Source organism: Amycolatopsis balhimycina FH 1894 (assembly GCF_000384295.1).
Taxonomy (GTDB): Bacteria; Actinomycetota; Actinomycetes; order Mycobacteriales; family Pseudonocardiaceae; genus Amycolatopsis; species Amycolatopsis balhimycina.
Genome location: NZ_KB913037.1, coordinates 1,052,612 through 1,077,832, shown reverse-complemented (window position 1 = coordinate 1,077,832; position 25,221 = coordinate 1,052,612). Strand labels below are relative to the sequence as shown.

The 25,221-nt window shown below is 69.6% G+C and carries 23 protein-coding genes; 10 read left to right on the top strand and 13 right to left on the bottom strand.

Annotation, left to right across the window (positions count from 1 at the left end; genetic code table 11):
* The first annotated feature begins 56 nt into the window (after nt 1-56).
* On the top strand, nt 57-653 hold the full coding sequence (locus tag A3CE_RS0104060) for a TerD family protein (RefSeq protein ID WP_020638783.1): 597 nt from the start codon (nt 57-59) through the stop codon (nt 651-653).
* A gap of 79 nt (nt 654-732) precedes the next feature.
* Here the strand turns inward: A3CE_RS0104060 and A3CE_RS50035 are convergent, their stop codons facing one another.
* The 4 genes from A3CE_RS50035 to A3CE_RS50030 all read right to left on the bottom strand — a co-directional run bounded on the left by A3CE_RS50035 (nt 733) and on the right by A3CE_RS50030 (nt 6,017).
* On the bottom strand, nt 733-1,317 hold the full coding sequence (locus A3CE_RS50035; protein WP_125592199.1) for a MarR family transcriptional regulator: 585 nt from the start codon (nt 1,315-1,317) through the stop codon (nt 733-735).
* A gap of 177 nt (nt 1,318-1,494) precedes the next feature.
* Nucleotides 1,495-2,457, bottom strand: coding sequence for a C40 family peptidase (locus A3CE_RS0104050; RefSeq protein WP_020638781.1), 963 nt, complete (start codon nt 2,455-2,457; stop codon nt 1,495-1,497).
* Nucleotides 2,458-2,475: 18 nt separating this feature from the next.
* Nucleotides 2,476-3,546 (bottom strand): replication-relaxation family protein, encoded by a 1,071-nt coding sequence (locus tag A3CE_RS0104045; RefSeq protein WP_020638780.1) that lies wholly within the window; start codon nt 3,544-3,546, stop codon nt 2,476-2,478.
* Nucleotides 3,543-6,017 carry a type IV secretory system conjugative DNA transfer family protein gene (locus tag A3CE_RS50030; RefSeq protein ID WP_020638779.1) on the bottom strand — a complete coding sequence of 825 codons (2,475 nt, stop codon included), beginning with the start codon at nt 6,015-6,017 and terminating at the stop codon, nt 3,543-3,545. Before A3CE_RS50030 ends, A3CE_RS0104045 begins: the two co-directional genes overlap by 4 nt.
* 386 nt (nt 6,018-6,403) lie before the next feature.
* Here A3CE_RS50030 and A3CE_RS0104035 point away from each other — a divergent pair, with 386 nt between their 5' ends.
* Complete coding sequence (locus A3CE_RS0104035) at nt 6,404-7,090, top strand: hypothetical protein (RefSeq protein ID WP_020638778.1); 687 nt, start codon at nt 6,404-6,406, stop codon at nt 7,088-7,090.
* A 44-nt stretch (nt 7,091-7,134) separates the two neighbouring features.
* Here A3CE_RS0104035 and A3CE_RS0104030 read toward each other — a convergent pair whose 3' ends face one another.
* From A3CE_RS0104030 to A3CE_RS50025, 5 genes are all read right to left on the bottom strand, one after another.
* A complete protein-coding gene (locus A3CE_RS0104030; protein WP_026468124.1) occupies nt 7,135-8,928 on the bottom strand; it encodes a VirB4 family type IV secretion system protein in 1,794 nt (597 codons plus the stop codon).
* Between the two features lie 5 nt (nt 8,929-8,933).
* Nucleotides 8,934-9,971 carry a PrgI family protein gene (locus A3CE_RS0104025; RefSeq protein WP_020638776.1) on the bottom strand — a complete coding sequence of 346 codons (1,038 nt, stop codon included), beginning with the start codon at nt 9,969-9,971 and terminating at the stop codon, nt 8,934-8,936.
* 13 nt (nt 9,972-9,984) lie between these two features.
* The gene (locus tag A3CE_RS0104020) at nt 9,985-11,757 is read right to left on the bottom strand and encodes a TrbL/VirB6 family protein (RefSeq protein WP_020638775.1); all 1,773 of its coding nucleotides are present in this window, start codon (nt 11,755-11,757) and stop codon (nt 9,985-9,987) included.
* A 423-nt stretch (nt 11,758-12,180) separates the two neighbouring features.
* Entirely contained in the window at nt 12,181-12,504 is a 324-nt protein-coding gene (locus A3CE_RS0104015) for a pilin (RefSeq protein ID WP_020638774.1), read from the bottom strand.
* 161 nt (nt 12,505-12,665) lie between these two features.
* Nucleotides 12,666-13,550: a sigma-70 RNA polymerase sigma factor region 4 domain-containing protein gene (locus A3CE_RS50025; RefSeq protein ID WP_020638773.1), complete on the bottom strand. Its 885-nt coding sequence runs from the start codon at nt 13,548-13,550 to the stop codon at nt 12,666-12,668.
* Nucleotides 13,551-13,936: 386 nt separating this feature from the next.
* On the opposite strand from A3CE_RS50025, the gene A3CE_RS56045 reads away from it, so the two are divergent.
* Both A3CE_RS56045 and A3CE_RS0104000 read left to right on the top strand, forming a co-directional pair.
* Nucleotides 13,937-14,815 carry a hypothetical protein gene (locus A3CE_RS56045; protein WP_125592201.1) on the top strand — a complete coding sequence of 293 codons (879 nt, stop codon included), beginning with the start codon at nt 13,937-13,939 and terminating at the stop codon, nt 14,813-14,815.
* The gene (locus A3CE_RS0104000; protein ID WP_020638771.1) at nt 14,812-15,915 is read left to right on the top strand and encodes a TRM11 family SAM-dependent methyltransferase; all 1,104 of its coding nucleotides are present in this window, start codon (nt 14,812-14,814) and stop codon (nt 15,913-15,915) included. Before A3CE_RS56045 ends, A3CE_RS0104000 begins: the two co-directional genes overlap by 4 nt.
* On the opposite strand, the gene A3CE_RS0103995 is transcribed toward A3CE_RS0104000, so the two are convergent.
* Genes A3CE_RS0103995 through A3CE_RS0103985 form a run of 3 tightly spaced genes read right to left on the bottom strand, consistent with a single transcriptional unit; the run spans nt 15,831 to nt 18,923 of the window.
* Nucleotides 15,831-17,519 carry a hypothetical protein gene (locus A3CE_RS0103995; RefSeq protein ID WP_020638770.1) on the bottom strand — a complete coding sequence of 563 codons (1,689 nt, stop codon included), beginning with the start codon at nt 17,517-17,519 and terminating at the stop codon, nt 15,831-15,833. The genes A3CE_RS0104000 and A3CE_RS0103995 overlap by 85 nt on opposite strands.
* Before the next feature lie 3 nt (nt 17,520-17,522).
* Nucleotides 17,523-17,849 carry a helix-turn-helix domain-containing protein gene (locus A3CE_RS0103990; RefSeq protein ID WP_020638769.1) on the bottom strand — a complete coding sequence of 109 codons (327 nt, stop codon included), beginning with the start codon at nt 17,847-17,849 and terminating at the stop codon, nt 17,523-17,525.
* Nucleotides 17,850-18,923 carry a tyrosine-type recombinase/integrase gene (locus A3CE_RS0103985; protein ID WP_020638768.1) on the bottom strand — a complete coding sequence of 358 codons (1,074 nt, stop codon included), beginning with the start codon at nt 18,921-18,923 and terminating at the stop codon, nt 17,850-17,852.
* A 293-nt stretch (nt 18,924-19,216) separates the two neighbouring features.
* Here A3CE_RS0103985 and A3CE_RS58290 point away from each other — a divergent pair, with 293 nt between their 5' ends.
* The 3 genes from A3CE_RS58290 to A3CE_RS56035 all read left to right on the top strand — a co-directional run bounded on the left by A3CE_RS58290 (nt 19,217) and on the right by A3CE_RS56035 (nt 21,219).
* The gene (locus A3CE_RS58290; RefSeq protein ID WP_245589419.1) at nt 19,217-19,858 is read left to right on the top strand and encodes a hypothetical protein; all 642 of its coding nucleotides are present in this window, start codon (nt 19,217-19,219) and stop codon (nt 19,856-19,858) included.
* Entirely contained in the window at nt 19,848-20,798 is a 951-nt protein-coding gene (locus A3CE_RS0103980; protein WP_084641245.1) for a tyrosine-type recombinase/integrase, read from the top strand. Before A3CE_RS58290 ends, A3CE_RS0103980 begins: the two co-directional genes overlap by 11 nt.
* 247 nt (nt 20,799-21,045) lie before the next feature.
* Nucleotides 21,046-21,219 (top strand): hypothetical protein, encoded by a 174-nt coding sequence (locus tag A3CE_RS56035; RefSeq protein WP_020638766.1) that lies wholly within the window; start codon nt 21,046-21,048, stop codon nt 21,217-21,219.
* Nucleotides 21,220-21,699: 480 nt separating this feature from the next.
* On the opposite strand, the gene A3CE_RS57290 is transcribed toward A3CE_RS56035, so the two are convergent.
* Nucleotides 21,700-21,969: a hypothetical protein gene (locus A3CE_RS57290; RefSeq protein ID WP_169523882.1), complete on the bottom strand. Its 270-nt coding sequence runs from the start codon at nt 21,967-21,969 to the stop codon at nt 21,700-21,702.
* A 139-nt stretch (nt 21,970-22,108) separates the two neighbouring features.
* On the opposite strand from A3CE_RS57290, the gene A3CE_RS50010 reads away from it, so the two are divergent.
* From A3CE_RS50010 to A3CE_RS0103960, 3 genes are all read left to right on the top strand, one after another.
* The gene (locus A3CE_RS50010) at nt 22,109-23,116 is read left to right on the top strand and encodes a serine hydrolase domain-containing protein (RefSeq protein WP_312024835.1); all 1,008 of its coding nucleotides are present in this window, start codon (nt 22,109-22,111) and stop codon (nt 23,114-23,116) included.
* Nucleotides 23,113-23,787, top strand: a complete 675-nt coding sequence (locus tag A3CE_RS53265) for a MerR family transcriptional regulator (RefSeq protein ID WP_020638763.1) — start codon at nt 23,113-23,115, stop codon at nt 23,785-23,787. Before A3CE_RS50010 ends, A3CE_RS53265 begins: the two co-directional genes overlap by 4 nt.
* 612 nt (nt 23,788-24,399) lie before the next feature.
* Nucleotides 24,400-25,203: an IclR family transcriptional regulator gene (locus A3CE_RS0103960; protein ID WP_026468122.1), complete on the top strand. Its 804-nt coding sequence runs from the start codon at nt 24,400-24,402 to the stop codon at nt 25,201-25,203.
* Nucleotides 25,204-25,221: the final 18 nt, after the last annotated feature.

The window sequence follows — 25,221 nt, the reverse complement described above, 5'->3', positions numbered from 1 at the left end:
GACCTGACTGGACCTGTACGACCAACAAATCGCACACGAAGACAGAGGAGACCACAATGAATGCCTCGATGACCGAACGCGACGAAGCGACAGGCGTCACCCTGACCAGCTACCACCACACCCGCGTCGTCGAGTTTGCCGGACGCACGCTCCGCGCACGCGTCGAGCGCGACTACTACATCAACCAGAGCTTCGCGGTCGCCGAGGTACTCAGCGACCAGATGACGTGGACGAGTCTCGCCGCTGACGCTCCCAGCAACTGGTGGCACGACACGCCGCGACCGAGCACTGACGTCCACGCTGCCACCGCTCTCGCCGGGCTGACCGAGCGCCTCCTCGGCAGGGCCGCCGAAATCCTTGCCGCCCCACCGACCACGCAGACCATTTCACCTCATGTCCACGGTGGGATCAGTGCGTTGCTGGCCATGACTTACGGCTTCGATGGCGAAAAGTGTATCGATCCGGACGACATCGTGTGGGCCTACCGCCACGGCGGCGCACTGCACATACTCGAACATCCTGACGGTAGCGTCACCTTCACCAAGGCCCATCGAGGCGACTGCCCGTTCATTGCCACCGCTGGCGCGCAGGACTGCGACGACGAGTGCATCTTTCCTCATCCGGCTGAGGTGAACCAGCAGGCGACACAGTGACCTTCCCTGCCGGGTTCCAGCGCTAAACGGGGGCGGATCACCACGATGGTGATCCGCCCCCGTCGGGTTGCGCTGACGGTCAGCTGGAAGTGAAGCGCTTCGGCGCTTCGCACGTTTTCGTTGCCAGCCCGTTGGTGACGAGCTTCTCGAGGGCGTTGTTCACTGCGCCGCTGGATCGGACCAGCTCTGTTCCGATCTTGGCGGGGCCGAACTCTTCGCCGGGATGCGCCTGAAGGAACTCCTTCACCAGCTCGTAAAGCGCGCCCTTCGGCAACCGGTCCTTCTGCGGCGTTTCCGCCGTAGCGGTAGCGCCGGGGTCAGGCAAGGAGGCATCGGCCTCTCGTTCGTCGGCGGGTCCGACGGGACGTTCCGCCTCCTGATCTGCCGTGGCGGGCACGTCGCCGGGCTCCACGACTTCGGCTGCGTCGTTGGTCTGATCGTCGTGGACCGTCCACGTGACGGGGACCGACTGGTCCTTGCCGGTGGTGCGGGTCACCAGTCCTTCGGCGGCCCAGCGGGAGAGGATCTTCGTGGCTGTCGAGCGGCCGACTCCGGCTTTGGTCGCGATCCGTGCGGCGGTTGCGCCGGGGTTGGCTTCGAGCGCGCGGCGAACCTTCGGCTCCGCGGTTTCGGGTTTGGTGTTCGACGAGTCGTTCTGAGACATGACGATTCCGTTTCGGTTGAAGCGGTGGGTGGTCATGCCCCGGCCGGGGCGTTCGCCCGCCGGTGCGCATCCGGTGGTTCGGGCTACACGTCCATCGACGCTCCGTCAGCCACTTCGTGTCAAGCTATTGTCCAAACAAGACATACGTATCGCCCAGAAGTGCTTGTGTTTCAGGTCTCAACGTGGCGAAACTGGCCTGGTGGAACCGATGTAGCCGTCGCCGGAGTGGCGGTACGGCTCCACTCTCACGGCCTGTCCGAAGTCAGGTGCGTCGATCATGTTGCCGCCGCCGACGTACAGGCCGACGTGATGCACGCGCCCGGCGGTCGCGTAGAAAACGAGGTCGCCCGGAAGTAGCGGTGCGCCGGCGGGCACGCGCGGTCCGGCGGCGTACTGCTCGCGCGAGGTTCGTGGCAATGGGATGCCGGCGGCGCCGTACGCGGCTCGGGTCAAGCCGCTGCAGTCGAAGCCGGCGTCCCCCAACTCGGGGCCGTTGCCGCCCCACACGTACGGCAGGCCGCGTTGCCCGCAGGCGTAGTTGATGGCGGTGAGCGCGGCGGGCGTCGGCGCGGCGATGTTCGTGCAGTCCCCGGTACCGGTGTGTTCGCAGGCCACTCCGGCGACCGCGGCGACGATGGCTTCGGCGTCCGCCTCGTGGCGGCCGTACGCCTCTGGTGTCCCGGACCGCTGGACGGCTTGGGCGGCGTCGTTGAGGCTCATCTGCTGCCAGCTCGGCACGGCCTGCAGGTGCCGATAGAACTGCGTCGCCGCGTAGGTCGGGTCCATGATCTGCTGGGGCGTACCCCAGCCTTGAGACGGGCGCTGTTGGAAGAGACCGAGGCTGTCGCGGTCGCCGTGATCGAGGTTGCGCAGGGTGGATTCCTGGATGGCGACGGCGACCGCGATGACCCACCCGGGTTCGGTTACCTGCAGCTGATTGCCGACCGAGGTGATGATCGCTGCGTTGGCGAGCTGATCGGGCCCGTAGCCAGGCACAGTGCGGGTAGTCGTCCCGCTGGGTGTGCAGGTCGTGCTCCCGTTGCCGGTGAACGCCGTGACGACGGCCTGCGGCACGGCTCCCAGCAGCACCGGAAGCATCGCGACCACGACGGTGACGCCGACCGCGATCTTCGATCCCATGACGCTCTCCTCGCGTGGTCAGGACTCGGGACGGGGAGTTCGGGTGGGCGTGGCGTCCGGCGGTGTGGGAGCGGGCGGCGGCAGCCGGTATGCCACGGCCTGCCCGGACGTCGGGGCGATTCCGTCGTCAAGGTCAGCCGCTGGAACGAGGGTCGGCCACGTGCGCGTCAGTTCGCCGAGCGCGTACCGCGGCGAAGTCCGCGTCGATGACGTCGCGTTGAGCGGGAGCCAGACCTCGTCGGCAGGGCTCGGGCAGGCTGTGGCCGCGTCGAGGAGGTCGGCGGCCGCGGTGGCGACGGGGACGCCGGCGGTCTGGTCGAGGTCGGCGTGGATGCGGGCGAGCGCTGAGCGCGCACCGGCCTCGCGGCGGCTCGTCGGGAGCCAGAAGAGCACCGGGGTGGCGATGCGGGTGGAGTCGGCGAGCCGGGCGTAGGCGAGCAGCTTGCGAGCGACCTTGGTCAGCGACTCGCTGCCGGTGTCGAATTCGAGGAAGAACTCGAGTTCGCCGGTGGCGCTGCGCCAGCGGCCGTAGGCGTCCGGGATGACGAGGTCACCGAAGTGCCGGGCGCAGCGGGTCTCCGACCACCAGGCCGTGACCCCCTCACCATGTCGAACAGGGTCGCGGCGTCGGCTGAGCGCGATCAGCGAGGTGAAGAAGTCGGCGACGCCGACGGTGTGGGCGAGGCGCTGGTTGTGGGCGATGGCCATCGCGCGGTCGTGCCGGTAGCCGAGGTCCTTGACCTCCAAGCCATGCTCGGCAGCCAAGACGGCGGCGCCGGCGGGACCGAGGACGTAGTGCATCGGCGCCGAGCCGAGTGGCCGGAACGGCTGGAACCGGCTGACAGCGCGCCAGAGATACAGCTCGCGCAGACGCTGGCGGGTCGAGCGGCTCGAGGGGAACGCGGCGTCCTGGATCTGGGTGGAGGTCAGGACGCGGTGTTCGTGGAGCAGGGCCAGCAGCCATTTGTCCCGGGCGGTGAGGCGGGCTGCGAGTGCGGCCTGGTGCTCGACCGAGCTGGCCGCGCGGGCGGTCGTCCGGCCGGGAAGGTGCTGGCGCAGGTGGTGCTGGCGGGTGGTCGTGATGATCACGGCGAACCTCCGAGCGAAACGTCGCGGCGGGGATCGGTCTTGCGTCCGTGTGGTCCTGGGGAAGGTAAGTGGCCCGGGGGCGCGGCCTCGGCGCTGCGGATTGCTGCACGGATTTCTTTGGCTCGTCCGGGAACGGCGGGGCGCATCGGCGAGGTGGTCATGGTGAACGGCTCGGTTTCGGCGCCGTTGACGACGAGCCGTCCGGCGACGTGGTAGACGCCGAGGTGGGCGAGGTCGTGTTCGGACAGCCGCGGTGCGGTGTGGCGGGCGAGTTCGCGGGCGTCCTCGGGGGAGGCGTTGAAGAAGATCTTCGAGCGGGCGTTGGTGGAGATACCTTCCTTGAGCTCGCGGGGCAGCTGGCCGAGGTGCTGATGCGCGAGCGTCATGGCCAACCGGAAGCCGCGGGCTTCGGCGAGCATGTCCTCGATCGGGTAGGGCAGGTTGAGGAAGTTGTGGCACTCGTCGATGACCAGCGAGGCGTCCAGGCGTTCGCGCTGGGGGACTCGGGCGCGGCCGGTGGTGGCCTGCCAGGTGCGGGCGACGACGAGTGACCCGACGAGCCGGGTCGTCTCGTCCCCGAGCGAGCCCTTGGGGATCCGGACCAGGCAGATGCCGCCCTGGTCGAGGACGTGGTGCATGTTGACGGTGGAGCGGCCGCCGGCGATGGCGTCTTTGACGAACGGGCGCAGGAGGAAGGCGCGGAGTTTGTTCATCAGCGGGGAGATGACTTGGCTTCGGCTGGAGTCGGTGAGCTCGTCGTACCACTCCCAGAACCCGGCCAGGACCGGGTCGGTCAGCCCGCCGGTGATCCGTGTCCGGAAGGCTTCGCTGGTCAGGAGCTTGGGGAGATCGGCGAGGGTGGGGACGCCGTCTTGGGCGCGGAGGGTGAGGCAGGCGGCGCGCATGAGGTCGTCGGTGCGCGGGCCCCAGAACGCGGAGTAGACGCGACGGAAGACGGAGACGAGGTTGTCGACCTCGCGGTCGGTCTCGCCGCCTTCGAGGGGGTTGAGGCAGGGCGGGCGTTGGCGGGAGTCGGCGTCGAACAGCACGACCCGGTCCGCAGCCTCGCGCGGGAGCCGGGAGAGGACGTCGGTGACCAGGTCGCCCTTGGGGTCGATGAGCACGACGCCGCGGCCGGCGTCCGCGTCGTCGAGGATCAGATTGCCCAGCAGGGTCGACTTCCCGGACCCGGTGGCGCCGAGGACGTGCAGGTGGTGGCGGGCGTCCGGGACGCGCAGCCCGATGGGGCGGGCGTGGCCGGTGTCGGCGACGCCGAGCGGTTTGACCTCGGGGCCGGGTACAGCGATGCCCGGTGGTGGGGCGACGGCTTTGGCGCCGGCGCGTTCGATGCCGGGGATCTCGGCGTCGACCGGCAGGTGCGCGATCGCGGCCAGCTCGGGGACGGAGAGCAGGTCGCCGCGGTCGAGGCGCCGAGATGCGAGTGCTCGGTCGGGGTGGCGGAGGCGGATCCGGGTGTAGTGGTTGTGCTCGGTGTAGGCGGCGAAGCTGGCGGCCAAGGCATGAGCGCGGCCGCGCGCGGTGTCCCGAGCCCGCCGCACCTCGGCGTCGGTGGCGTCGGAGGGGAGGTGGGTGGTGACGGCGTAGCGGACGACGGTCTCGTACTGGGAGCCGCGCTGCTTGCCGACGATCGCCCGGTTCTGCGCGGAGTACTCCAGCGACAGCTGCGGATCCTGGCTGATCCGGCGGGCATCGCGCGTACGCCGGGGACTACTTGCCGACGCGCCTGGCGTGACGAGGTCAAGCAGTCGACCGCCGAGCCGCCCGGAAGAGCCGGCGTGCACCCGCCGGGCGGCACGCCGAGCTCGGCCCACCCGGCGGCCGGTGACTGGCCGGGCGAGGACCTGCACGCTGGCGTGCTCGTCCCGGCCGAGGCCGACCGGTGCGCCGAGCAGCCCGCGGATGGGGTCGGCGTCGAACCCGGTCCGGATTGGCAGCGCCTCGGAGCGGGCGAGCCTCAGCTGGCCGCCTACCGTGATGGCCCGTCGGTTCTTCTGCTCGGGTAGCGGTGCCTCGGCGGGGACGGCGCGGGTGTGCGTGCCGGGCCACGCGGCTTCGATCGCGCGCTCGACCAGGCCCGGCGGGATCACGCCCGGGACCCACAGCCGCAGGGTGACGCCGTGTTCGGAGAACCGGTACTCCCAGGCGAGGTGCGGCTGGCCGGTGAGCCAGCGTCGCCAGCTCGGCCGCAGCAGTCCGACGAGATTGGCCCACAGGAGGACGCCGCCGGCGGGATCGACGGTGGGCGGGGCGAGCACGGTGATGCACCGCGCGTCGGCGACGAGCTGGGCGTGGCAGCGGGCTCGCCACCACCAGCGACCGGCGGCTTGCCCTGCGGCGAACACGGCGAGCGCCGGAACAGCGACCGGACCCCAGCACAGCGCCCACTCGACGACCTCGGCGAGCAGGTGGTGGATCGAGGTCCAGGGATCGGTCAGGTAGCTGCCGACCAACCCTCGATGGAGTTCGGATGTATACCCGAGAATCACGAGCTGACCTCCGTGTGAGCGCGATGGAGTGATGACGGCAGCGCCTTGGATTGGCGACGTCGTGAGTCGACTGGCTCTTCGGCGGTTCTTGTGAACCGAAACTTCATTGATCGGTGTCGGTCCCTCCGGAAAGGGCCCCGGATTGTCGGTGGTCGCCGGTAGGGTCCGCGACCGTGACTTCCACCGCAGCTCCCACTGACAACGGCCGCGAGATTCCCGGTATTGCGGGATTCGCTCGTACTGCCACGCGCCTGCACCCGCGACCTGGCGCGCCCACCGCTCGCGACAGCCACATCGGGGGGCCACTGTGGTGGCCCGCCGACGAGCCGTGGCCGCACTGCGACGGACGAATGCCCACCTCCAGCGGAAGACCACAGGATTGCTGGACAGCCGAGCACGAGGTCGACGGGCCGATTGCGCTGATCGGCGCTGCCCAGCTGTTCCGCCGTGACTTCCCCGACCTGCCGTTTCCCGAGGGCACTGACCTGCTGCAAGTGCTGCTGTGCCCCAACGAGCACCAGCTCGATCGCAGCGGGGCGGACTACTACTACGGTCCGGCTGCCCACCTTGTCTGGCGCGCATCCGCCGAGGTGACCGAGGTCGCCGGGCAACCGCCACAGCCGGCGAGCGTCGGCGGCGAATTCGTGCCCCGTCCGTGCCTGTTCACTCCTTGTCAGGTCGTCGAATACCCGGCGCTCGACGAGGTCCCGGACGAGATCAAACGGACGTTGTCCTTTGTGCAGCCGGGCGGGTTCGTCGACAACTACGAGGGCTGGCCTAAGGTCGGCCAGAGCAGCAAGGTCGGTGGCTGGGCCTTCTGGTGGCAGAGCAGTCCGTGGAAACACGACTGCCAGGACTGCGGCGCCGGTCTTCGTCTTCTGCTCTCGCTGCACTCCTACGAGCACAAGGACGCGCTGTGCTCCTGCGAGCAAGACCAGCCGGACCCCGTCGGGTGGGAATTCGGCAGACAGGGCGCCTTCAACATCTTCGCCTGTCCCAACGACGTCACCCACGCCTTCAAACTGCACATCGATTGAGGGGCACGACGGCAGACCCGCACCACGTGGTTCCGCGGACGCCTTCACAGCTCCACCCATTCACGGTTCGCGTCCGCGTCCTGCAGCGTCGACAGGAACTCCGGGTCAGTCGTGACGAGGACGTCTTCAGCCGGCGAGGCGAGCGCTTGGAAAGCAACCCATTCGGTACCGGAGCCGAGCAGGCCTTGGCCGCGGTCGGCGGTGAGCAGGAACTGGCGTTGTCCTTCGGAGAGGTTGAAGGTCGCCGCGATCTGGTCGATCGCCTGCGGGGACTGGCGCAGCAGGACGCTGGTGGCGGCGTTGGCCACGATCGCCCGGCCGAGTTCGCTGTGCAGGACGTCGTCGATGTCCTGGGTCGCGACCGTGAGCCCGGCCCAGTGCTTCCGGAAAGTCTTGGACATCCGGTAGAGGAACTTCGCGCCATCGGGGGACTGCATCAGCAGCCACGCCTCGTCGACGACCACCAGCCGCCGGCGCCGGTCGGCCGGGTTGGACACCCGCCGCCAGACCGCGTCGAGGGTCAGCAGCGTGCCGATCGCCTTGAGCTCCTCGGGCAGGTCCCGCAGGGAGAACACGACGAGGTGGCCATCCGGTGCTGTGGTGGTCGGGCCGGAGAACAGGTCGGCGAAGGCGCCGTCGACGAATGGGTGCAGCCGGGCGGCGAGGTCCGTGGCCACGGCATCGCCGCTCGCTGCCAGGACGTCGCGCAGGTCCCGCATCAGCGGTGCTGGCCGGGTCCAGGTTCGGGCGTCGGTGGTGATGCCAGCGTTTGCGTAGGTCGTGGTGAGCGCGGTGTCGAGGGCGGCGCGTTCGCCGGCGGTCAGCTCGGCACCGAGGCACACCGCGAGGACGGTCTGCAGGAACAGCGCGCGCCGGGTCAGCGCGTCCTGCGGCGCGGTCCGGCGTCCGGCCGCGGTGATGTGGATGGGCAGGTCGAAGGGGTTGAGCCGGACGCCGCCGGCGCCGAGGTGGACGTAGGCGCCGCCGACCTGGGCGGCGAGGCGGGCGTATTCGTCTTCGGGGTCGATGACGAACGCCTGGATGTCCCGGTAGAGGCTGCGCAGGGTCTCGAGCTTGACCAGGTAGGACTTGCCCGAGCCGGATCGGCCGAGGACGACGGCGTTGTGGTTGTCGCAGGCGAACCGGTCCCAGTGCACGAGCCCTTGGGAGCCGACGTTGTAGCCGTAGAGCACGCCGCTCGGCACGGACGAGGTCGGATCGACGGCGGGCAGGTCCGGTGATGTGAAGGGAAATGCGGCGGACGCGGCGGCGGTGTCGAACGTCCTTTTCAGACCGAGGGAGTCCAGCCCGAGCGGCAGCGTGGTGACCCAGCCTTGCAGCGACCGGTACGTCGCCGGTTTGGCGTCCAGCAGCAGCGACGCGCACAACGACCGAAGCGCCGACACTTCCTCGGCGAGTGTCTCCTCGTCGGGTGCGTGGATGGTGAGGTAGAGGCCGAATTTGAACAGCCGGCCTTCGCCGCGGGCGATGCGCCGCGAGAGGTCGGCGGCGTCTTCGGCGGCCGCGTCGAGATCGGGGTCGTCGAGCTGGTCGTGCCGGGCGTGGTGGCGTCGCGAGGACTCCAGCCGAGCGCGTTGCTTCTTCAGCCCGCTGGTCGCCGTGACCGGATCGACCGGCTGGACGTGTACGGAGACGTCGAGCCTTGCGGGGTAGGTCAGCAGCGGCGCGAGCCAGCCAGGGTAGACCTCCTGCGGGTAGCCGGTCACGCCGAACGAGGCGACCCACTCGTTCCCGACTTCGAGGTGGCGGCTGCCGATCGACAGCGCGTCCGGCGTGAACGCCTCGGCCGTCGAACTGCGGTGCTGGATCTTGGACATCGCGGTCACCGGCCTTCGATCTCGTCGTCGTAGAGGTCGGTGCCCGGGACGGCGGTGACGATGTCACCGGCGCCTGCGAGCGCGGCCGAGGGTGGGAGGAAGGTGTCGGGGTTGCAGGCGGCGGCCAGCACCCCGGTGGCGGTCGCGGCGTCCAGCGCGGTGACGGCGATCCCAGCCGCGGTGAGCAGCTCGACCGCCTCGGTGAGGCGCCGGACGAGTCGCTGCTCGCCAGCCTGGCGCGCGGCGGGGTCGATCACTTCGGCTGCCGCGCTGCGCCGGAAGCGTCCTAGCGCCGAGGTGACGGTCGGGCGGGCGGGTTCGCGCAGGACGAGCAGGACCTGGCGGCGCAGCAGGTCGGCGTGCTCGGCGAGCTGGATGAGGTAGTCAGCGTGGTCGTGCGCTGCGGCTTCGAGCGCGGGATGGGGCAGCCCGCCGGCTCGTGCGCGCAGCTCGGCGATCTGCGGGGCGAGGTCGAGCCGCTCCGCCCGAACCAGGAACTGAACCGGCGCGGTGAGCGAGTGCAGGTAGCGGGCGAACGAGCTGACGAGGGCCTCCTGCTCGGCGGGAGTGCGCAGCGAGAAGTTGACCGTCGAGCACGCGGCGATCACCGCGAGCCCATCCGGCCCCAGGTCCACGATGCCCGCGGCCGTCCCGCCGTCGACGCCGCGGGCGGGCAGCTCCAGCGGTGTCGGCGCCACGTCATCTCCCGAGTGGCTGCCGGCGAGCCATTCCGGAACCGGCTGGATGCCCTCGGGCGCTGACACCTGGTGGTGCGGTGTGAACCGTTGCCGGACCGCGGCCGCCAGCAGGCGGTCGAGCGGGACGCCGTCGCGGCGGCCGAGCGCGACAACCGTGACTGCGAGCGCGACCGGAGCTGCGAAAACCAGGAACAGCGGCAGCGGGACGAGTCTGTGGGTGGCGTTGTAGAGGGCGTAGAGCAGCAGGCCGGTGACGCCGAGGATCGCCAGCTGCCGGGCGGTCAGCGGGCCGAGGACGCGGTCGGGCCGGTCGACGTCGGCGGGAATGCGCACGGGATAGGACATGGGCGTCGCGACCTCACTTCGACTTCGGGCGGTGGCGCCGCAACGGCATGCTCAGCGGCAATGGCAGCTGGGTGTCGGCGGGTTTTCGCGCGGGCGCTGGTGGCGGCGGTGTGGGTTTCGGCTGGCGGCGCAGGCCGAGCGGGAGCGGGTATTGCCCGGACGCGAGCGGCCGGTTGCCGCTGAAGGCGTCGGGCGCGGGGCGTCGGTGAGCGCGGGCCGCGCGGTTGATCTGCCCGGACGGCGTGATCAGCCCCGGTCCGGTCTGTGGCGCCGGGTTGGTCTGTCCGAAGTCGTCGGCGAGGGTGCGCCGCGCGGGTCGCGTAGTTTGCGGCGGGAGGTGGATCGGCAGCATGCCCGCGCTCGGTGGGATCAGCGCGTTCGGCAGTTTGGCGGGTGGGCGGGCGTTGCGGTTGATCCGCCCGTCGGGCATGAGCAGGCCCGGCTGGCGCGGTGGCCGAACAGGTGCTGGGTGCGTGGGGTCGTCGGCGAGGGTGCGTCGCGGAATGCGGTCGGGGTCGCGTCGGACGGTCATCGGCAATCCGAGCTGGTCGGCCGGCAGCGCGTTCGGCAGGTCCTTCAGTGGCAATGCGCGCGGATTCGGATGCACTTCCGGGTGCCTGTCGTGGGTGCGTTTGGTGAATAGCGACAGTTGGCCTGGGACCGGCGTCCCGTCGAGCACACCGGTCGTCGGCGGCTCGTCCCACCGGCGGCGCGAATTCCGGGGCGAGCTGGTAGTGCGGCGCAGGCGCATGGGCAGCATGAACTGGCCCGACCGCGTCGCTGGCGGATCGGGTAGCGCGCCGGGCGGCCTGCCGATACGCGGGCGTCCAGTGCCGCGGGCACCGGCGGCGCCGGCGAGCAGGCCCATGGTCTTGTAGGCGATCACGCCGCGTGCGATCCGCCCGAGCAGCGAGGGGCGGCCGGAGCGGAGCGGGGCGAGGAACCAGAACGGGATTTTGATGAGCACGTACATCAGAGCGATGCACAGCAGCAGGTTCATCAGCGACGAGAGCGACGGCCCGAAGATGGTGAACCCGCCCGGTGCGAAGAACACCCGCACGGTGACCACGAGCGTCAACGACTGACCGACCTGGATGAACAGCACTCCGCCGGAGCCTTTCCACCAGAGGTAGGCGATGCCTTCGGTGTGGGGGAGGGCGTGGAACATCAGGGCGATCGGGGCGGCGGCGACCAGCAGGATCGTCACCATCACTCGCACGACGAAGACGACCAGCAGGATCAGGAGCATCGCCACCAGGGCCAGGCCGAGAATGCCGAGGAAGATGCCGCCGCCGTGCAGGGAGCTCTGCACCATTGTGATCAAGCTGCGTGTCAGCTGCGCTTGGTCGACGCCTTCGCCGAGGACCGCGGCTGAGAGCGCGTTGGCGACCTGGATGGCCTTGGTCATCAGGAACAGGGAGAGCGTCCCGGCGAGGAATCCGATCACAAGCCGGGGCGCGATTTCCTTGACGGTGTAGCGGGCCTGCAGGGTCTGGTAGCTCATGATGATCAGCCCGGCCAGCAGCACGAGGATCACGTAGGCGGTGAGCAGGATGTGCCACGAGCCGGTCCACACGGCGCCGAGGCCGGGCAGCTGATCCGGTTCCGGGGTCGTCAGCAGCGTCTTGCCGAGCAGATCGAGCAGCGGGTTCATCCCGGCGGCCACGACCGCGGCCAGCAGTGCGCTCGCGGCGACGACCATGCACCCGGTGAGATCGGTCAGGCCGCACTCCGCGGCGTCGCCGGCGCCGTCCGGGACCTGAGCTGTCGGTGGCGTACTCGGCACGAGCGTGGACGGCTGCGGGATGCAATTCGGCCCCTGACACGGCGAGGTGCTGCCGGCCGGTGTGCAGCCGGGATCCAACGACCCGGGAAAGCATGACGGCGGAGCAGGCAGCTCGGTGATCGGCGGCAGGGGAGTCGCCGGAATCGACGAGACCGAGCTCGCGCTCGGAAGGTGACAGGCCGGTTCCGCGGAACCTGGATCGCATTGCGGGTTGGGTGGCAGCGGCAACGGTGGCTGTGCCGGAGCGAGCTGGACTGCGGCGGCGTGTCGCGGGCCGGCGGCGGCTGCATTGGACGCGACGCCGTCGAGCACGGCCGCGAGCAACGCCGCCAGGGCAACGAGCCAGAACGAGCGGTGGCGACGCGACGGCCGAACCGAATCCCTGGGTGCGACCATGCGGCGTGAGGCGTGGGCGGACATCGTCTACACCCCGCCGACGATCGTCTTGAGGATTTCGACGACCAGCGGCGCGAGCGCGGCGAGACCGAACCCGATCCCGGCGGCCTTGAACGCGCCCTTCGCCTTCTCGATCTCGCCCGGATCGCCGGACGCCAGGAGGTAGCGGAGCCCGCCGATGGTCAGGAACACGAGCGCGACGCCGGCGAGAATGCCCATGATCCACGAGCGGATATTCGACAGGACCTGATCGACGGACTGGGCGAGCGCGACGTACTGCACGGTCTCCGCGTGCGCCGCGGAACCACCGAGCAGCAGCGCGGCGGCGGCCAGCATGCAGCCGAGCACCATGACCCGGCGACGACGCGATCGCACACGAGAGATCGGAGCTTTCAGCACAGAACGGGTCTGGCGGCAGCTCGTCGCGTGAACTGGAACTCGAGCCGTCGTGCGGTGGTAGCGCCGGTTCGGCGGTCGGCGGGCGGGTGTGTGATGACCGGGGCGGTGCGAGATCAGTCGCATGAGGACGCCTCCTGAACGGCGCCCGGTTCCGACGTGGACCGGGATGGGCGAGGGCGAGCGGGCACTCGCGTCCCGCGCTCACCAACTCCGAATTTCGGTGGCCGGGGAGACACCGGACGCCGCGTCTTCTCGGGTTCGCGGGCGACAGTGCGCCGCCTCTTCGGCCGCGTTGCCGCGTCGCTCTCGCGCATAGCGTTCAGGTATTCGGCGAGCTTGCGTTCGGCGCGGTGCCGGGCCTGCTGCGTCGCCTTATACGTCTGTCCGCGGGCCTGCGCCGCATCCGCCAGCGACATCTCGCCAAACCTCGTGTCGCCGATCAGCGCGGCTTCGGCAGCAGTAAGAACACCGGCCTCGACGGCGGCGAGCAGAACGAAATCGGGATGTCCGCCGACCTGCTCCGGCCCGGGAGCGCGAGCGCCGAGGTCGGCGACCGGCGCCGCAGCGTCGAGCGCCTCACGCAAGGCGCGGTGGCCGGCGCGGTAGGCGGCCCAGCGCAGCCGGACGAGGATGGCCGGCCGGTCGAGGTCGACGTCGGTGAGCGCTTCGAGGAAGCCGGTCAGCACCGCGGCGTGGATGTCATGGACCTCGCCGCGGAACCGGTTGGTCAGCTTCGCCGCGACCGGTAACAGGACGGGCAGCGCGAGCCCGGCGCACGCGACCGTCCACGTGCTGCCCTCGGCACGGGACCGCGTTACGAGCGCTGTCCACACCGCGTCTCGCGTCTGCTGTGGACATCCTTTCGAGACGGTCAGCTTGCCGACTTCGTCCAGCGGCACGAGCCGCGGTGGCAGTCCGCGGATCTGGCGGCCGTCGAGGGCGACCGGGTGCGGTCCGGTGACCAGCCAGGCGAATGCGGTGCGGGCGGTATCGAACACGCCGGGCTCGCCACGCGGACGCGCTGGCGGGCCGGATGCGGGGTGTTTCGGTGATGAGGGGTGGTCCATGGCGGCACTCCTGAGCGAGCGGAAAGGTGACGTCGCCAGGAAGCCCGTCGGGGCGCCTCAAAACCGCTTCAAGACCAGGTCAGAGGCGTGCCAAGGCCGCTTCAAAGCCGTTTCACGCCTGCACCCCGGCCTCGAAATTATGGGGAGATCTGGCTGCAGACCTGCTCGGACTTCGCCACGGAGGTTCGGCCGCCGGACGGAAAACACGGATCCGGCGTGACGGTGTCTCTTGGCGACCTCGTTCCCGGAGTTAGGCGGCGACCGTGCAGAAGCTGCCGACTCGATCCGTCGGTGACCCGCCTCCGGAGGTTCCGCTCGTGACTCGACGTCCGCCGTCCGCCGCCAACCGGCCGTCCAATCGAGACGGCTCGACCCGCCCACCGCGCACCCGGCCCACCAACGGCATCCCGTACCCAGGCGCACCCGACCCTGCCGGCTCGAGCGCTCGCACCCGCCGCTCCGCGAAACGACCGGCCGCCACCCGCGAGCCGGCACCGATTCCGCCGACGGTGTGGACCGCCGGGCCCGACCCGATCGACCCGGCAGCCACCTGGCCGGTGCCGATCATCGAGACCATCACGACCAGCTTCTCGGCACCCGGCGCCCGGGTCCTGCTCGCGCCATGGCCGGCCGCTGAGGAGGCCGCGAGCCGCGCAGAGCACGTCGGCGAACTGGACGCTGCGCTTGATGCCGTGCACGCGCTCGGTCGCCACCCCGCGATCACGAAGCTCGAATCGCAGACCACGGACGAGGCGTCCACGAGCGGCGCGACGACGTCAGCCTCGGTCGCGGCTGTCGAGCGAGTCGACTTGGTCATCACGTCGCTGCCGCCGGAACGCGGCGCCGACGGCTCGGTCGAGACGCTGGCGCTCGCGGCAGCTCAGGTCCTCGCCTTCGGCGGCATCCTCGCCGTTTACACCTACAGCGACTGGTCGAGCGGCCGGCTGACCGACCCGTCAGGCCCGATGATCGCGGCCGGGCAAAACGCCGACCTCCTCTACCTCCAGCACATCGTCACCCTCCACACCCCCATCCGAAACGGCCGCCTACAGCCGCCCACCGCGACGGACCGAACCGACGGTGCGCGCGGCGGCCGAGAACCCGCCGCGCCGACGACGCACACGCGGGCGCACGGCGACGTCCTCGTCTTCGCCCAAGCCCACGCCGACGCCACGCAGCCCGAAGACCTCCGATGACCAGCCGACCGAAAGGCACGTGCACCGCCATGACCACCACGCCGCCGAACACCGCGTCGTCCTCGGCCGACGAGCCGACCATGCCGCTTTCCCGCGCGTTCATCGACGCCCTCGACACCACCCCGCCCGCCGACTTCGGCGATCTGCCGGTGTCAGTGTGGGCGACCGCGCAGGCCTCGCCGGCCGCGCAGCGCAAAGGCCGGTACGTGCCCGAGTCGACCGCGCACCCGGCCAAAATGCTGCCCGCCGTCGCCGCGCACGCCATCGAGCACTACACCAAACCGGGGGAGGTGGTGCTGGACCCGATGTGCGGGATCGGCACCACCCTGATCGAGGCGATTGACCTCGGCCGCCGCGCCGTCGGCGTCGAGTACGAGCCGCACTGGGCCGACATCGCCCGGGCGAACCTGCGCTTCGCCCGCGAGCGCGGCCACGATCATGACGGCCAGGTTGTCCGCGGTGACGCCCGCCAGCTCGCACGGTTGCTGCCCGCCGAGTACGTCGGCCAGGTCGCGCTGGTCGTCACCTCGCCACCGTATGGGCCGTCGGTGCACGGCCTGGTCAACACGAACCGGGAGCCCGGCATCGACAAGGTCAGCAAACGCCACTACCGCTACGGCAGCGCACTCGACCGCGGCAACCTCGCCAACATCGGGCACCACCGGCTGCTCGTAGGTTTCACCCGCATCCTGACCGCCTGTGCACGCGTCGTACGCCCGGGCGGCCACGTGGCGATCACGGTCCGGCCGTGGCGCGAGCACGCCGAGCTGGTCGACCTTCCGTCGCAGGTGGTCGCCTGCGGCGCTGCTGCCGGCTTGATCCCGGTCGAGCGGTGCGTGGCCCTCTTGGCCCGGGTTGCGGACACCGAGCTGGTCACGCGCGGCAGCTTCTTCCAACGCGACTTCATCCGCAAGCAGCGCGACGCCGGCCTGCCCTTGCACCTGATCGCTCACGAGGACGTCGTCGTGTTCCGTGAGCCCCGAACCCGCTCAAGTTCAGAAAAACCGAAGCAGGTTCAGACCGAACCCGAGCACGCACCTGGGTCATTGTCAGGGTTGGATGCTCGGGTTCGCAAGGGATCCGAGGGCGCGGCAGCATGATCGTCCTCGAGCAGTCGCAGGGCGTTCACGGCGTAGCGCACCGCGGCGGTGTGGGAGATCCCGAAAACGGTCGCCAGGCGAAGTGGGTCGCCGCCGCTGGTGAGTGCTTCCTCGAGTTGCCGGTCGATGCGCAGCCGTTCCAGGGTTGCGCGCAGGCCGCGAAGGTCGAGGATCCAGGTGGCGCTGACCGGACCGTGGTGCAAGGCGGTTTCCTTGCTGACCAACAGATGCGGGTTGGCGGTGTGCGGCCAACGGCCGCGCCGGTGATCGAGCCAGTCGAGCAGAACGCGGTGGGTCAGCTCGTCGAGTGGCCGGGTGGTTCCGGCGATGGTGAGTCGCCGGTCGCCGAGGCGGATGTCGTCGAGTTTCAGTGCGCGCATCTGGCCCGGCCGAGCGGCGTGCACGGCGGCAAGGACAACGCACAGCCGTGCTTGTGGTGTCGTGGCCGCCGCGACCGCGTCGGCCAGGTCGGCGTCGGTCAAGGGCTGCCAGATCCGGTGCGCGCGTTTTCCGAGTCGGATTTGGGTGGCGGGATTGCGGAAGATCACCCCGTTTCGCCGCGCCCAGGTGAACACGGAACGGAGTGCGGTCACGGTGCTGTCCCGGGCACTGCCCTGCAGCGGATCAAGGTAGGCGAGCACGTCGTCGTGGGTCACTTCACGCAGGTGGTCGTAGCGGGTGGTCCAGTCTCGCAAGGCGGGCATCACACTGCGCAGGTAGGCGCACACGGTGTCCGGGTGTCGGGCACGGCTGCGCGGGCCGCCGTCGCGCAGGACGCGCACCCAGTCGCGGACCGGCGCGTCGATCCCCGGGGCGAGGCCCTCGAGTTTCGCCTCCAGCCACAGCTCGAAGGTGGGCGTGCGATCCTCGATCAGGATGCCCATGCGGTCGAGGATGTCTGTCGCGTTGTTGACGTTTACGCAGAAGCGCAACGCGATCGCCCGCACCTCGGATGCCTTGACGAGATCACCGTCGTCGTAGTCGGCGAGCAGACGCACCAGCGTGCGCTGCATCGCCCGGCGCGCGATCGGCGACCAGCCGCGCGCCTCGGCGGTGGCATGCGCGAGGTAGAGCGCCCAGGCCAGCCATGGATTATCTGGTGCGGGTGCCGAGCGCAGGTCGAACCGCACGGCCGCAAAGCTGCGCGGAAGGTCCTCGGCGGACACCAGCGCCAGTTGCGTTCCGGTGCTGACCGGACGCACCTGCGGAGTCGGCGGAGTCTTGTGGGGTCGGCCCTTCTCGCCGTAACGGCGGGGCGTGGTGCGCGGGCGGCCGCGGCGTTTGGTCATCCCGGCGAAGAACAGTTGCTGGCAGCGCACGCGTGGGAGGTAGGGGGCGAGTACGACGCGGGAGCGCGCGTCTTCGGCGGCGACGGCGCGATCTTCCCGAGCCTGGAACCAGCACAGCCGGCAATACCCCTGCTTCAGCGGTATCCGGCGGCCGCACGCGCCGCAGTCACCGACGTGGTGCCCGAAGTGCGGCGCGGAGAAGTTGTAGCAGGCCAGGCACACGCCCTGGGCGTGCGTTTCGCCCCACGCGAAGCACTCCGCGCAGCTGGTCACCGCACGAGGGATCTTCCGGCCGCAGCCGTCGCGGGCGACCACCGATCACGTCGGGGGAAGCGATCGGCCATCTCGTCGCCGCGGCACCACACGCGGCGTCGGGCGTTCGCCTGCGACCGACTGATCGGACGCGGCAGTCTCGGGCTGCGGCACGGTTTCCGGTTCCGGGATCAGCAGTTCGCCGACCTCGCAGCCCAGCACCGCGCAGATCACCTCCAGATCGGCGAGCTTGATCGACGCCGGCTGTCCGGACCACAGATTCGACATTTTGCCCAGCGAGACGACCAGGCCGCGTTCGGCCAGCATGCGTTGCAGGTCGGATGCCTGCCAGATGCCGCGATTCGCGGCGGCCAGCCGCAGGTTCCACCGCATTCACATCAGCCCTTCCAGCCGCGCGGCAGCGCGTTTCTGCCCGGCGATCCAGGCGTCCTCGATCCGGCTGCGCTGCACATGGACGTACTTCATCGTGGTGGCAACCCAAGCGTGGCCGTACATCTCCTGAATGGAGATCAGATCGACGCCGCCCAAGTAGAGCTGCGAAGCGCAATAGTGCCGCAGCACATGTGGCGTCAGCCGCCCCGCCCACGACGGCAGATGCTCGGCGGTTGCCTCGACCAGCCCGACCCGCAGCGCGTTGTAGCTGACCCGGCAACGCGACCGGTCCGTGTGGCGGCGCTCGGAGGGAAACAGCGGCGCGCCGTGACGGGTGTGATCGTCGTCGAACTGGCCCCACACGTCTTCGATGTACCAGCGCAAGGTGCGGCCGGCGTCGTTGAGCAGCGGCACCATCCGCTCCCGCGGCCCGGAACCTCGCGCGCCCTTGCCGATGCGGACGTGCAGCTTCCCGAAGCGGCCCAGTTCCCACCGAATGTCGTCCAGATCGAGGTGGCGGGCCTCGTTGATGCGCAGCCCGACATCGGCCATCAACCGCGCCGCCGCGTAGTTACGGGCCGTCGGGGCGTACTTCCGGCAGTCCGCGAGACTTCTTGCCCACCCCGTGAACAAGGTGCGGACTTCGGACTCCAGCGGCGGGATGCGCAGCTTCGCGTTCTTGTTGCCGCGGGGCCGGTTCACCTCGTCGAGCGGACACTCCACGACCCGGCCGGTCATCGCGTGCAGCTCGACCTTGTGCCGCAACTCCAGGAACTCGAAGTACAGGGACAGCGCGCTCGCCCGCGCCAGCCGGGTCCCGCTCGGCGCCTTCCGCAGCTCGCGTCCGAAGTAGACGTCCGCATCGGACGGTTCCATCTCCCACAGCGGCCGTCCGAACCAGTCCCGGATCTGCTCCAGGTTGCTCAGCTCGCCACGGATGGTCTTGTCCGCCATCCCGGCCGAAGACCGGGCCAGCACCAACCCGGCCATCACGTCGACCTCGAACTGCTCGAGCTCATCCGCCGAGGGCGACGGCCGATGTGACCGCAGGTCCCGCACTGCCGCGACCGCCAACTCACACCACCTGTCTTCACTCAACCTGGAATGAGATCACACGCGATGAAACCACTTCAGAAATCCCGAAGCAACTTCAACACGCCGACAGCCGCAGCGGAGGACACAAAGCCGCTGATCAGCGGCCAGTCGGCACCAAGGACGCGAACGAACTCGGGTGATGTCGTACTGTCCCGCTCGGCGGGTTCAGGAATCTCGACGGACCGTTCGGATTCGCGACGGTTCCTCACCGGCCGAGCGCGACACGCCGGGAACCCGAGGGGCGAGTCGAGTGTGTCGGAGAGCTGGGCGGCATGACTACCCGGCTACCCCGCACCCGCGCTCGGTCGGAGCGCGACTCCGCCCTCGTCGCCGTCACCACGCTGGCGGTGGGGGCGGTGCGGGCGGCCACTTCGCCGACCGTGCCGGATGACGTCCGCCAACGCCAGTCCTCCGTGCTGGAGCAGCTCGCTGACGTCGTTCGAACACCGCTGAGTAGACGTGGCGTCGAACCCAGGACCGGCGATCCGTCTCAGGTGCCGACGGCCGCATCGCCGCCGAGATTGCCGGTTGCCACACTCATCGAGCGCGCACCCCAGACCATGGCGTACTACGCGGTGACGACCGTCGACAGCCGGGGGCGTCTGGCCGATCGATCACCGTTGCGCGTCCTCGGTTGGTCGCCGCTGTCGCGAGTCTCCATCGAGACCGTCAAAGGTGAGCTGATCCTTATCCGGCGCTGCGACGGCCCGGACACGATCACCGGCCAGGGGCATGTTCGGCTCCCGCGCGGATCCGGCACCTGTGTCGACTTGAGCCCGGCTGTCGCGTCCTCGTCGCCGCCTTTCCGACATGCGACGTGCTGGCGGTGTACATCGATTCTGCTCTTGATGCGATGTTGCTCGCGTATCGCGAAGCGCTTCGGGTCGGGAGCCGGGTCCCAGGATGAGCGCTGACTACCTTCCGCAGGTCGCCAATGCTGTCCCAGCAGGTACTCGTCGCGTTTACGGCTCGTACTGGGAACGCGTCGTCGCGGTCTGGGGCGATCGGCGAATCGACGAGCCGACGCCGCTGGAAATCCGGCAACTTGCCGATGAGGTGAAGGCTCGCGTTGTCGTCCGGAAGAACTCACGGGGCGGGCGAAGCGCGGCGGAGCATTTGATCGCTGCGCTGAGGTGCATGTATCGGCATGCTGTCGCCGATCAGCTGATCGCCGAGGCGGACAACCCGGCGACACGCGTTGCCAAGCCTCGACGGCTGGCCAGCACCCGACGGGCATTGCCGAACGAGCGACTCGCTGAGATCAACGACGTCGCCGCGGCGACCGGAAACGATCCGGAACTCGACTTGCTCATCCTGCGACTGCACACCGAGACAGCGTGCCGCCGGGGTGGGGCACTCGCCCTGTGTCCCGACGACCTGGACGCCGAGCAGTGTCTGGTTCGGTTGCGTGAGAAGGGCGAGACGGTGCGGTGGCAGCCGGTGTCTCCCACCCTGATGCGCCATCTCCTCCGGCACGCTGAAGAGCGTGGCGCGACCTCCGGTGACCAGCTCTTGAGGTATCGCATTGGCCAGCCGATCACTGCTCGGCGCTACGACTACTTGTGGACGCGCTTGGGAAAGCACCTGCCGTGGGTCGCAAGGCAGGGAGTCACCACGCACTGGCTGCGACACACGACCCTGACCTGGGTGGAGCGGAACTTCGGCTATGGTGTCGCGCGGGAGTACGCGGGGCATACCGGCAAGAGCGACGCCGGCACCACGACCACCTACGTCCGGGCCGATCTCCACGAAGTCGCCGCTGCTCTGGCCGCCATGACCGGCGAGACTCACCCGCTCGCGGAAAGCCGCGAGCGCAACTCGGTTATCAGCCGACCTCATTATCAGGCCGCTTAAGCTCTTGCCGCCTGTCGATGAGTCGGCTGAGCAACAGATGTGGGTGTTCTATCTCGAGGAGCAAGCTGCGGGGCGGACTCCACGGGGGCGGACCTTGATTATGTCGCGGCCACGAACAGCTACGGTCGCCGGGTGCTGTGGCGCCGGCGGGTTGACCGGTCGGGGCCCATGGCGTTGCCGGCCCCAGGGGTGTTGTGCCGACCCTGTGTCGGGTGTTTGAGGTACAAGGTCGAGGCTGCCCACAAGGGTGATCGATTCCGGCCGGACGATCTCCGAGGTCGCCCGCGAGCTGGGTATCGACGCGGGCATGCTCAGCGTCTGGGCCAAAGACGAACTACGCCGGATTACCGCGGCCGAGGTCCACGGCGACAAGCCTCTGGAGGCGGCCGAGCGGGCCGATGTTTATGTCCGCGAGTTTTGACCGCACTTGTTCGTGGATTCTGACCGCACATGTCGGTCACCTGCCATGATCAATGTCGCCGAGTTCCGACCGCACTATGGCATTACTTGTGATCAAGTCGGGCCGCTGCGTGAGGCCTGTTCAGATCGTTCGTCCTCCGCTTCGCGCCGGACGCCCCAGTTGTCTTTCGTCGTTGCGGGGCCACCGCGTTGTCAGTCGTGGGTGGCCGAGGAGCGCGGAAGTGGAACGGGTTATCGCGCTGGCGGCTGGCGAACGCCGCCGCCTTCCCGAACGACCGGTAAGCCATGAGCCATGAGCGTACGTCTCGCCGCTGACTGCGTGAGCCAGATTACGGTTGAGGTTGACCTTGGGGCAGGCCGGAAGCTCGTCGCACCGGCGCATCAAGCCCCGGGACGACCGAGTTGAAGGAGCACCGCCATGTCCATCACCCTGACCGATGAGGACCGGAGCACCCTGCGCACCGCCGCTTACGGTGCGGTTTCACTGATGGCCGCCGCCGGTGCTGCCGGCAAGCCCGTCGAGATCGCCACCGACGGCAGCATCGCCCTGGCGTCGGCGACCGGTCCGCTCGGGCATGTCCTCGCCGCGAAGGTCAAGGACATCGACCTGAAGGGCAAGTCCGCCGCGGCACTCGCCGATCAGGTGCTGCTGGCCTTGGCCGCTGCCGTGAACCTGCTGAACCGGCAGGAACCAGCCGAGGCCGCCCACTTCCGCGACACGGTCCTGCTCGCCGTCGAAGCCACCCGCCACGGCGGGCCCAGCCCGACCATGGCCGAGATGGCCCGCAAGATCGCCGCCGTGCTCGACATCGCCGAGCCGGATCGGCCGGAGCTGCGGAAGGCGATCCAGGAGATCGTCGATTCCGGTTTCCTGGGGGTGTCGCTGCGGGGTGCACGACGAGCGGGGCGAGTGGGTCGGCAGTGCCGGAGTGGCCGAGCTGGGCGGGACCATGCAACCGTCGGTCGACGGGCACGTCCGGATCGGTTCCAACACCAAGACCTTCACCGCGACCCTGGCGCTGCAACTGGTGGCCGAGGGCAAGATCGGACTGGACCGTCTCGTGGCGGGCTACCTGCCCGAGTATGGGCTGGACGAGCGCATCACGGTCCGGATGCTGCTGCAGCACACCAGCGGACTGTTCAACTTCACCGGCGAGGTGTCCGACGAAGGGACCGTAACGCCGGGGATCCCCATTCCGTACGGCAGCGCGGGCCCGGAGTGGGTCGAAAGCCGGTTCACGACCTACCGCCCGGAGGCGTTGGTGCGGCTGGCGTCGGCCAAATCGGTGCGGTTCGAGCCGGGGACGGGCTGGAGCTACTCCAACACCAACTACGCGCTGATCCGGCTGCTGATCGAGAAGGTCACCGGCAACTCGCTCGCCGAGCAGCTGCGGCAGCGGATCGCAGAACCGCTCGGGCTGTCCGGCACCGTGGTTCCGGACGCCTCACCGGAGATCCCCGAGCCGCACGCCCACGCCTACTACCGATACGAGGACGCCGGCGAACAGAAGACGATCGACGTCACCCGGCACAACCCGTCCTGGCTCTCCACCGGGGGCGACATGATCTCGACCACCCGGGACCTCCACACGTTCATCGCCGCGCTGATGCGTGGCAGGCTTCTGCCGGGCGAGCTGCTGGCCGAGATGTGCACCCCGCACCCGACCGGTATCCCGGACATGGACTACGGCCTGGGCGTGTTCGTGCTTACCACGGCCGACGGCGCCACCGTCGGTCACGCGGCGCTGATGTACAGCTCACCCGACGGCAGCAAGACCCTGACCGCCGCGCTCAACTGCGTGGACGACGCCGGCATGTCCATCGCGGCAGCGTTCCGGAACGCCCAGCAGAGGCTCGTCGACGAGGTGTTCGTCGCACCGGGCAAGCTGACCCCATGAGGAATGGGGTCCCGATCGGGGAGGCGGCGGCCTTCGTCGGCGTCACGGTGAAGACGGTGCGGCACTACCACAAGCTCGGCCTGGTCGCGGAGCCGGAACGCGACAGCTCCGGCTACCGGCGATACGGCTCGGCCGAACTGTTGCGGCTGGTGCAGTCCCGGACGCTGGCCGCCGCCGGGGTGCCGCTGGCCGAGATCGGACGCCTGCTCGACGCCGACGCCGCCGGATTCGCCGCCACGCTCGCCGACGTCGATCGGCAGCTCACCGCCCGGATCGACGAGCTGATCACGCGGCGCGCCATACTGCACCGGCTCACCGACGGCGACCGTGCGCTGCTGCCCGACCGCGCCGTGGCGCTGCTGGCACGGATGCACGACATCGGGTTCCCCGCCGACGAGGTAGCGGCCACCCGAGAAGGCTGGGTGCTGGCCGAGGCCCTGGTGCCCGACGGTTTCGACGACTACCTCACCCATTTCGAGCACGCCCTCGAAGACACCCGGCTCGTCACCCTGACCCGGCAAGCGGCCGAAGCCGCGGCCTGGGAACCGGACGACCCCCGCATCGACGAACTCGCCACCGCCGTCGCCGACCATTACCTCGCCAACCCCGCACTGTTGAAGACCGTCACCGGCCTGCAAGCCCGCACCGACGCAGCACCCGCTACACGCTGATCGCCCACCACGGCGAAGAGCCAACCCCGGCGGCGGCGCGGCTGACCGCACTGTTCGAAGCCAAGCTCCGCGCCGCCGGCATCCGCATCCCCGGACCGGATCCCCGCTGACCGCACCATTCCCCGACCCTGCGCGCCGGCGTGCGCAGGCTGACCCGGTGGCACTGGTTCCCGGCTTCTTCTGGACCTCGTCGGCTCGGGCGCGAAGTGACGGAGTCCCCGTCTCACAAGCCGGGCATCAAGTGCGGTCGGGCATCACGAACACAAGCCTCCCCACCGAACCCCGTGCGGTCGGTCTTCACAGAGAAACGCGATCGCATCTCGCGAACAAAACCAGCTGTTGGGGTGGGTGACCTTCGAGTGCGCTGCGGCGGCCGTTGCCGGCAGCCGGAGTGTGGCCGTCACGAGGTGCGGCTGCGAGGGGTGCCGGGCAACGCCGCTCACGAGTGGCACTCGTAGAGGGTCTGCGCTTCCGTCGGTCCCACCGGCTGCTCACTCTGCTGCCGGTGCCCGCCATAGGCAGCCGGGTCGACCTCGGTGCAGTGGTAAAGGGCTGGTTGAAGGGTCGGCGTCAAGCCAGCCATATGTCGGATCTTCAGCTATGATGTCCTGCATGTCAGGACAGGTGCCGAGTGGTGAGCCCGCAGCTGCGAGCCATTATCGCGAACGCAATTCGACGGCCGACCGAGCCTTGGACATCCTGGGGTTGTTCTGCGACACCCGGCTGTGCGTCAGCGCCCAGGAGGTCGCGCAGGCGCTGGGTACCGCGCGGTCGACGGCATACCGTTACGTGCAGAGCCTTGTCGGAGCGGGTTTCCTCGAGGAAGCCCCGGCCGGCGGCTTCCGGCTCGGTCCGCGCGTGCTGGAGCTCGGCCGCCTCGCCCGGCGGAGCTACGGCCTCTCGGACGTGGCGTTGCCGATCATGCTCGAGCTCTGCGAGAAGCTCGGCGAGACGGTGCTGCTCACCAGGCGTGCCGGGGCCCATGCGATCTGCCTGGAGCGGGTGGAGGCCGATCATCCGGTCCGCATCTCGTACGAGCGGGGCAGTACCCTGCCGGTCAACGCGGGCGCATCGGCGCTCGTCCTGATCGCCCACCTGCCTCCCGCCGAAAGCAAGGTGCTGCTGAAGCGGGAGCGGCTGCAGCAGTTCACGCCGCGCACGCTCACCAAGGTCGAGGATCTGCTGGCGCGGCTCGAGTCGATCCGGGCCGACGGCTACTGCGTCGCGCGCGGGGAGCTGGACGAGAACATTCTGGGCGTCGCGGCTCCGATCGTCGATGCGAGCGGAGCGGTGACCGCGGCCGTCAGTGTGGCAGCCCTCGAGACCCGGGTCCCCGACGAACGGTTGCCCGAGGTGGTTGCTGCCGTGGTCGACGCCGCGGCCCGCGTCAGCGACCGGCTGGCCCTCGCCGGCTGAGCGACGGAGGTGGGCGCG

Coding starts and splice junctions, on each gene's coding strand:
- A3CE_RS0104060 (WP_020638783.1), top strand. CDS start 57: ATGAATGCCTCGATGACCGAACGCGACGAAGCGACAGGCGTCACCCTG.
- A3CE_RS50035 (WP_125592199.1), bottom strand. CDS start 1,317: ATGTCTCAGAACGACTCGTCGAACACCAAACCCGAAACCGCGGAGCCG.
- A3CE_RS0104050 (WP_020638781.1), bottom strand. CDS start 2,457: ATGGGATCGAAGATCGCGGTCGGCGTCACCGTCGTGGTCGCGATGCTT.
- A3CE_RS0104035 (WP_020638778.1), top strand. CDS start 6,404: ATGCCCACCTCCAGCGGAAGACCACAGGATTGCTGGACAGCCGAGCAC.
- A3CE_RS0104030 (WP_026468124.1), bottom strand. CDS start 8,928: ATGTCCAAGATCCAGCACCGCAGTTCGACGGCCGAGGCGTTCACGCCG.
- A3CE_RS0104025 (WP_020638776.1), bottom strand. CDS start 9,971: ATGTCCTATCCCGTGCGCATTCCCGCCGACGTCGACCGGCCCGACCGC.
- A3CE_RS0104015 (WP_020638774.1), bottom strand. CDS start 12,504: ATGGTGCTCGGCTGCATGCTGGCCGCCGCCGCGCTGCTGCTCGGTGGT.
- A3CE_RS0104000 (WP_020638771.1), top strand. CDS start 14,812: ATGACCAGCCGACCGAAAGGCACGTGCACCGCCATGACCACCACGCCG.
- A3CE_RS0103990 (WP_020638769.1), bottom strand. CDS start 17,849: ATGCGGTGGAACCTGCGGCTGGCCGCCGCGAATCGCGGCATCTGGCAG.
- A3CE_RS58290 (WP_245589419.1), top strand. CDS start 19,217: ATGACTACCCGGCTACCCCGCACCCGCGCTCGGTCGGAGCGCGACTCC.
- A3CE_RS0103980 (WP_084641245.1), top strand. CDS start 19,848: ATGAGCGCTGACTACCTTCCGCAGGTCGCCAATGCTGTCCCAGCAGGT.
- A3CE_RS53265 (WP_020638763.1), top strand. CDS start 23,113: ATGAGGAATGGGGTCCCGATCGGGGAGGCGGCGGCCTTCGTCGGCGTC.
- A3CE_RS0103960 (WP_026468122.1), top strand. CDS start 24,400: ATGTCAGGACAGGTGCCGAGTGGTGAGCCCGCAGCTGCGAGCCATTAT.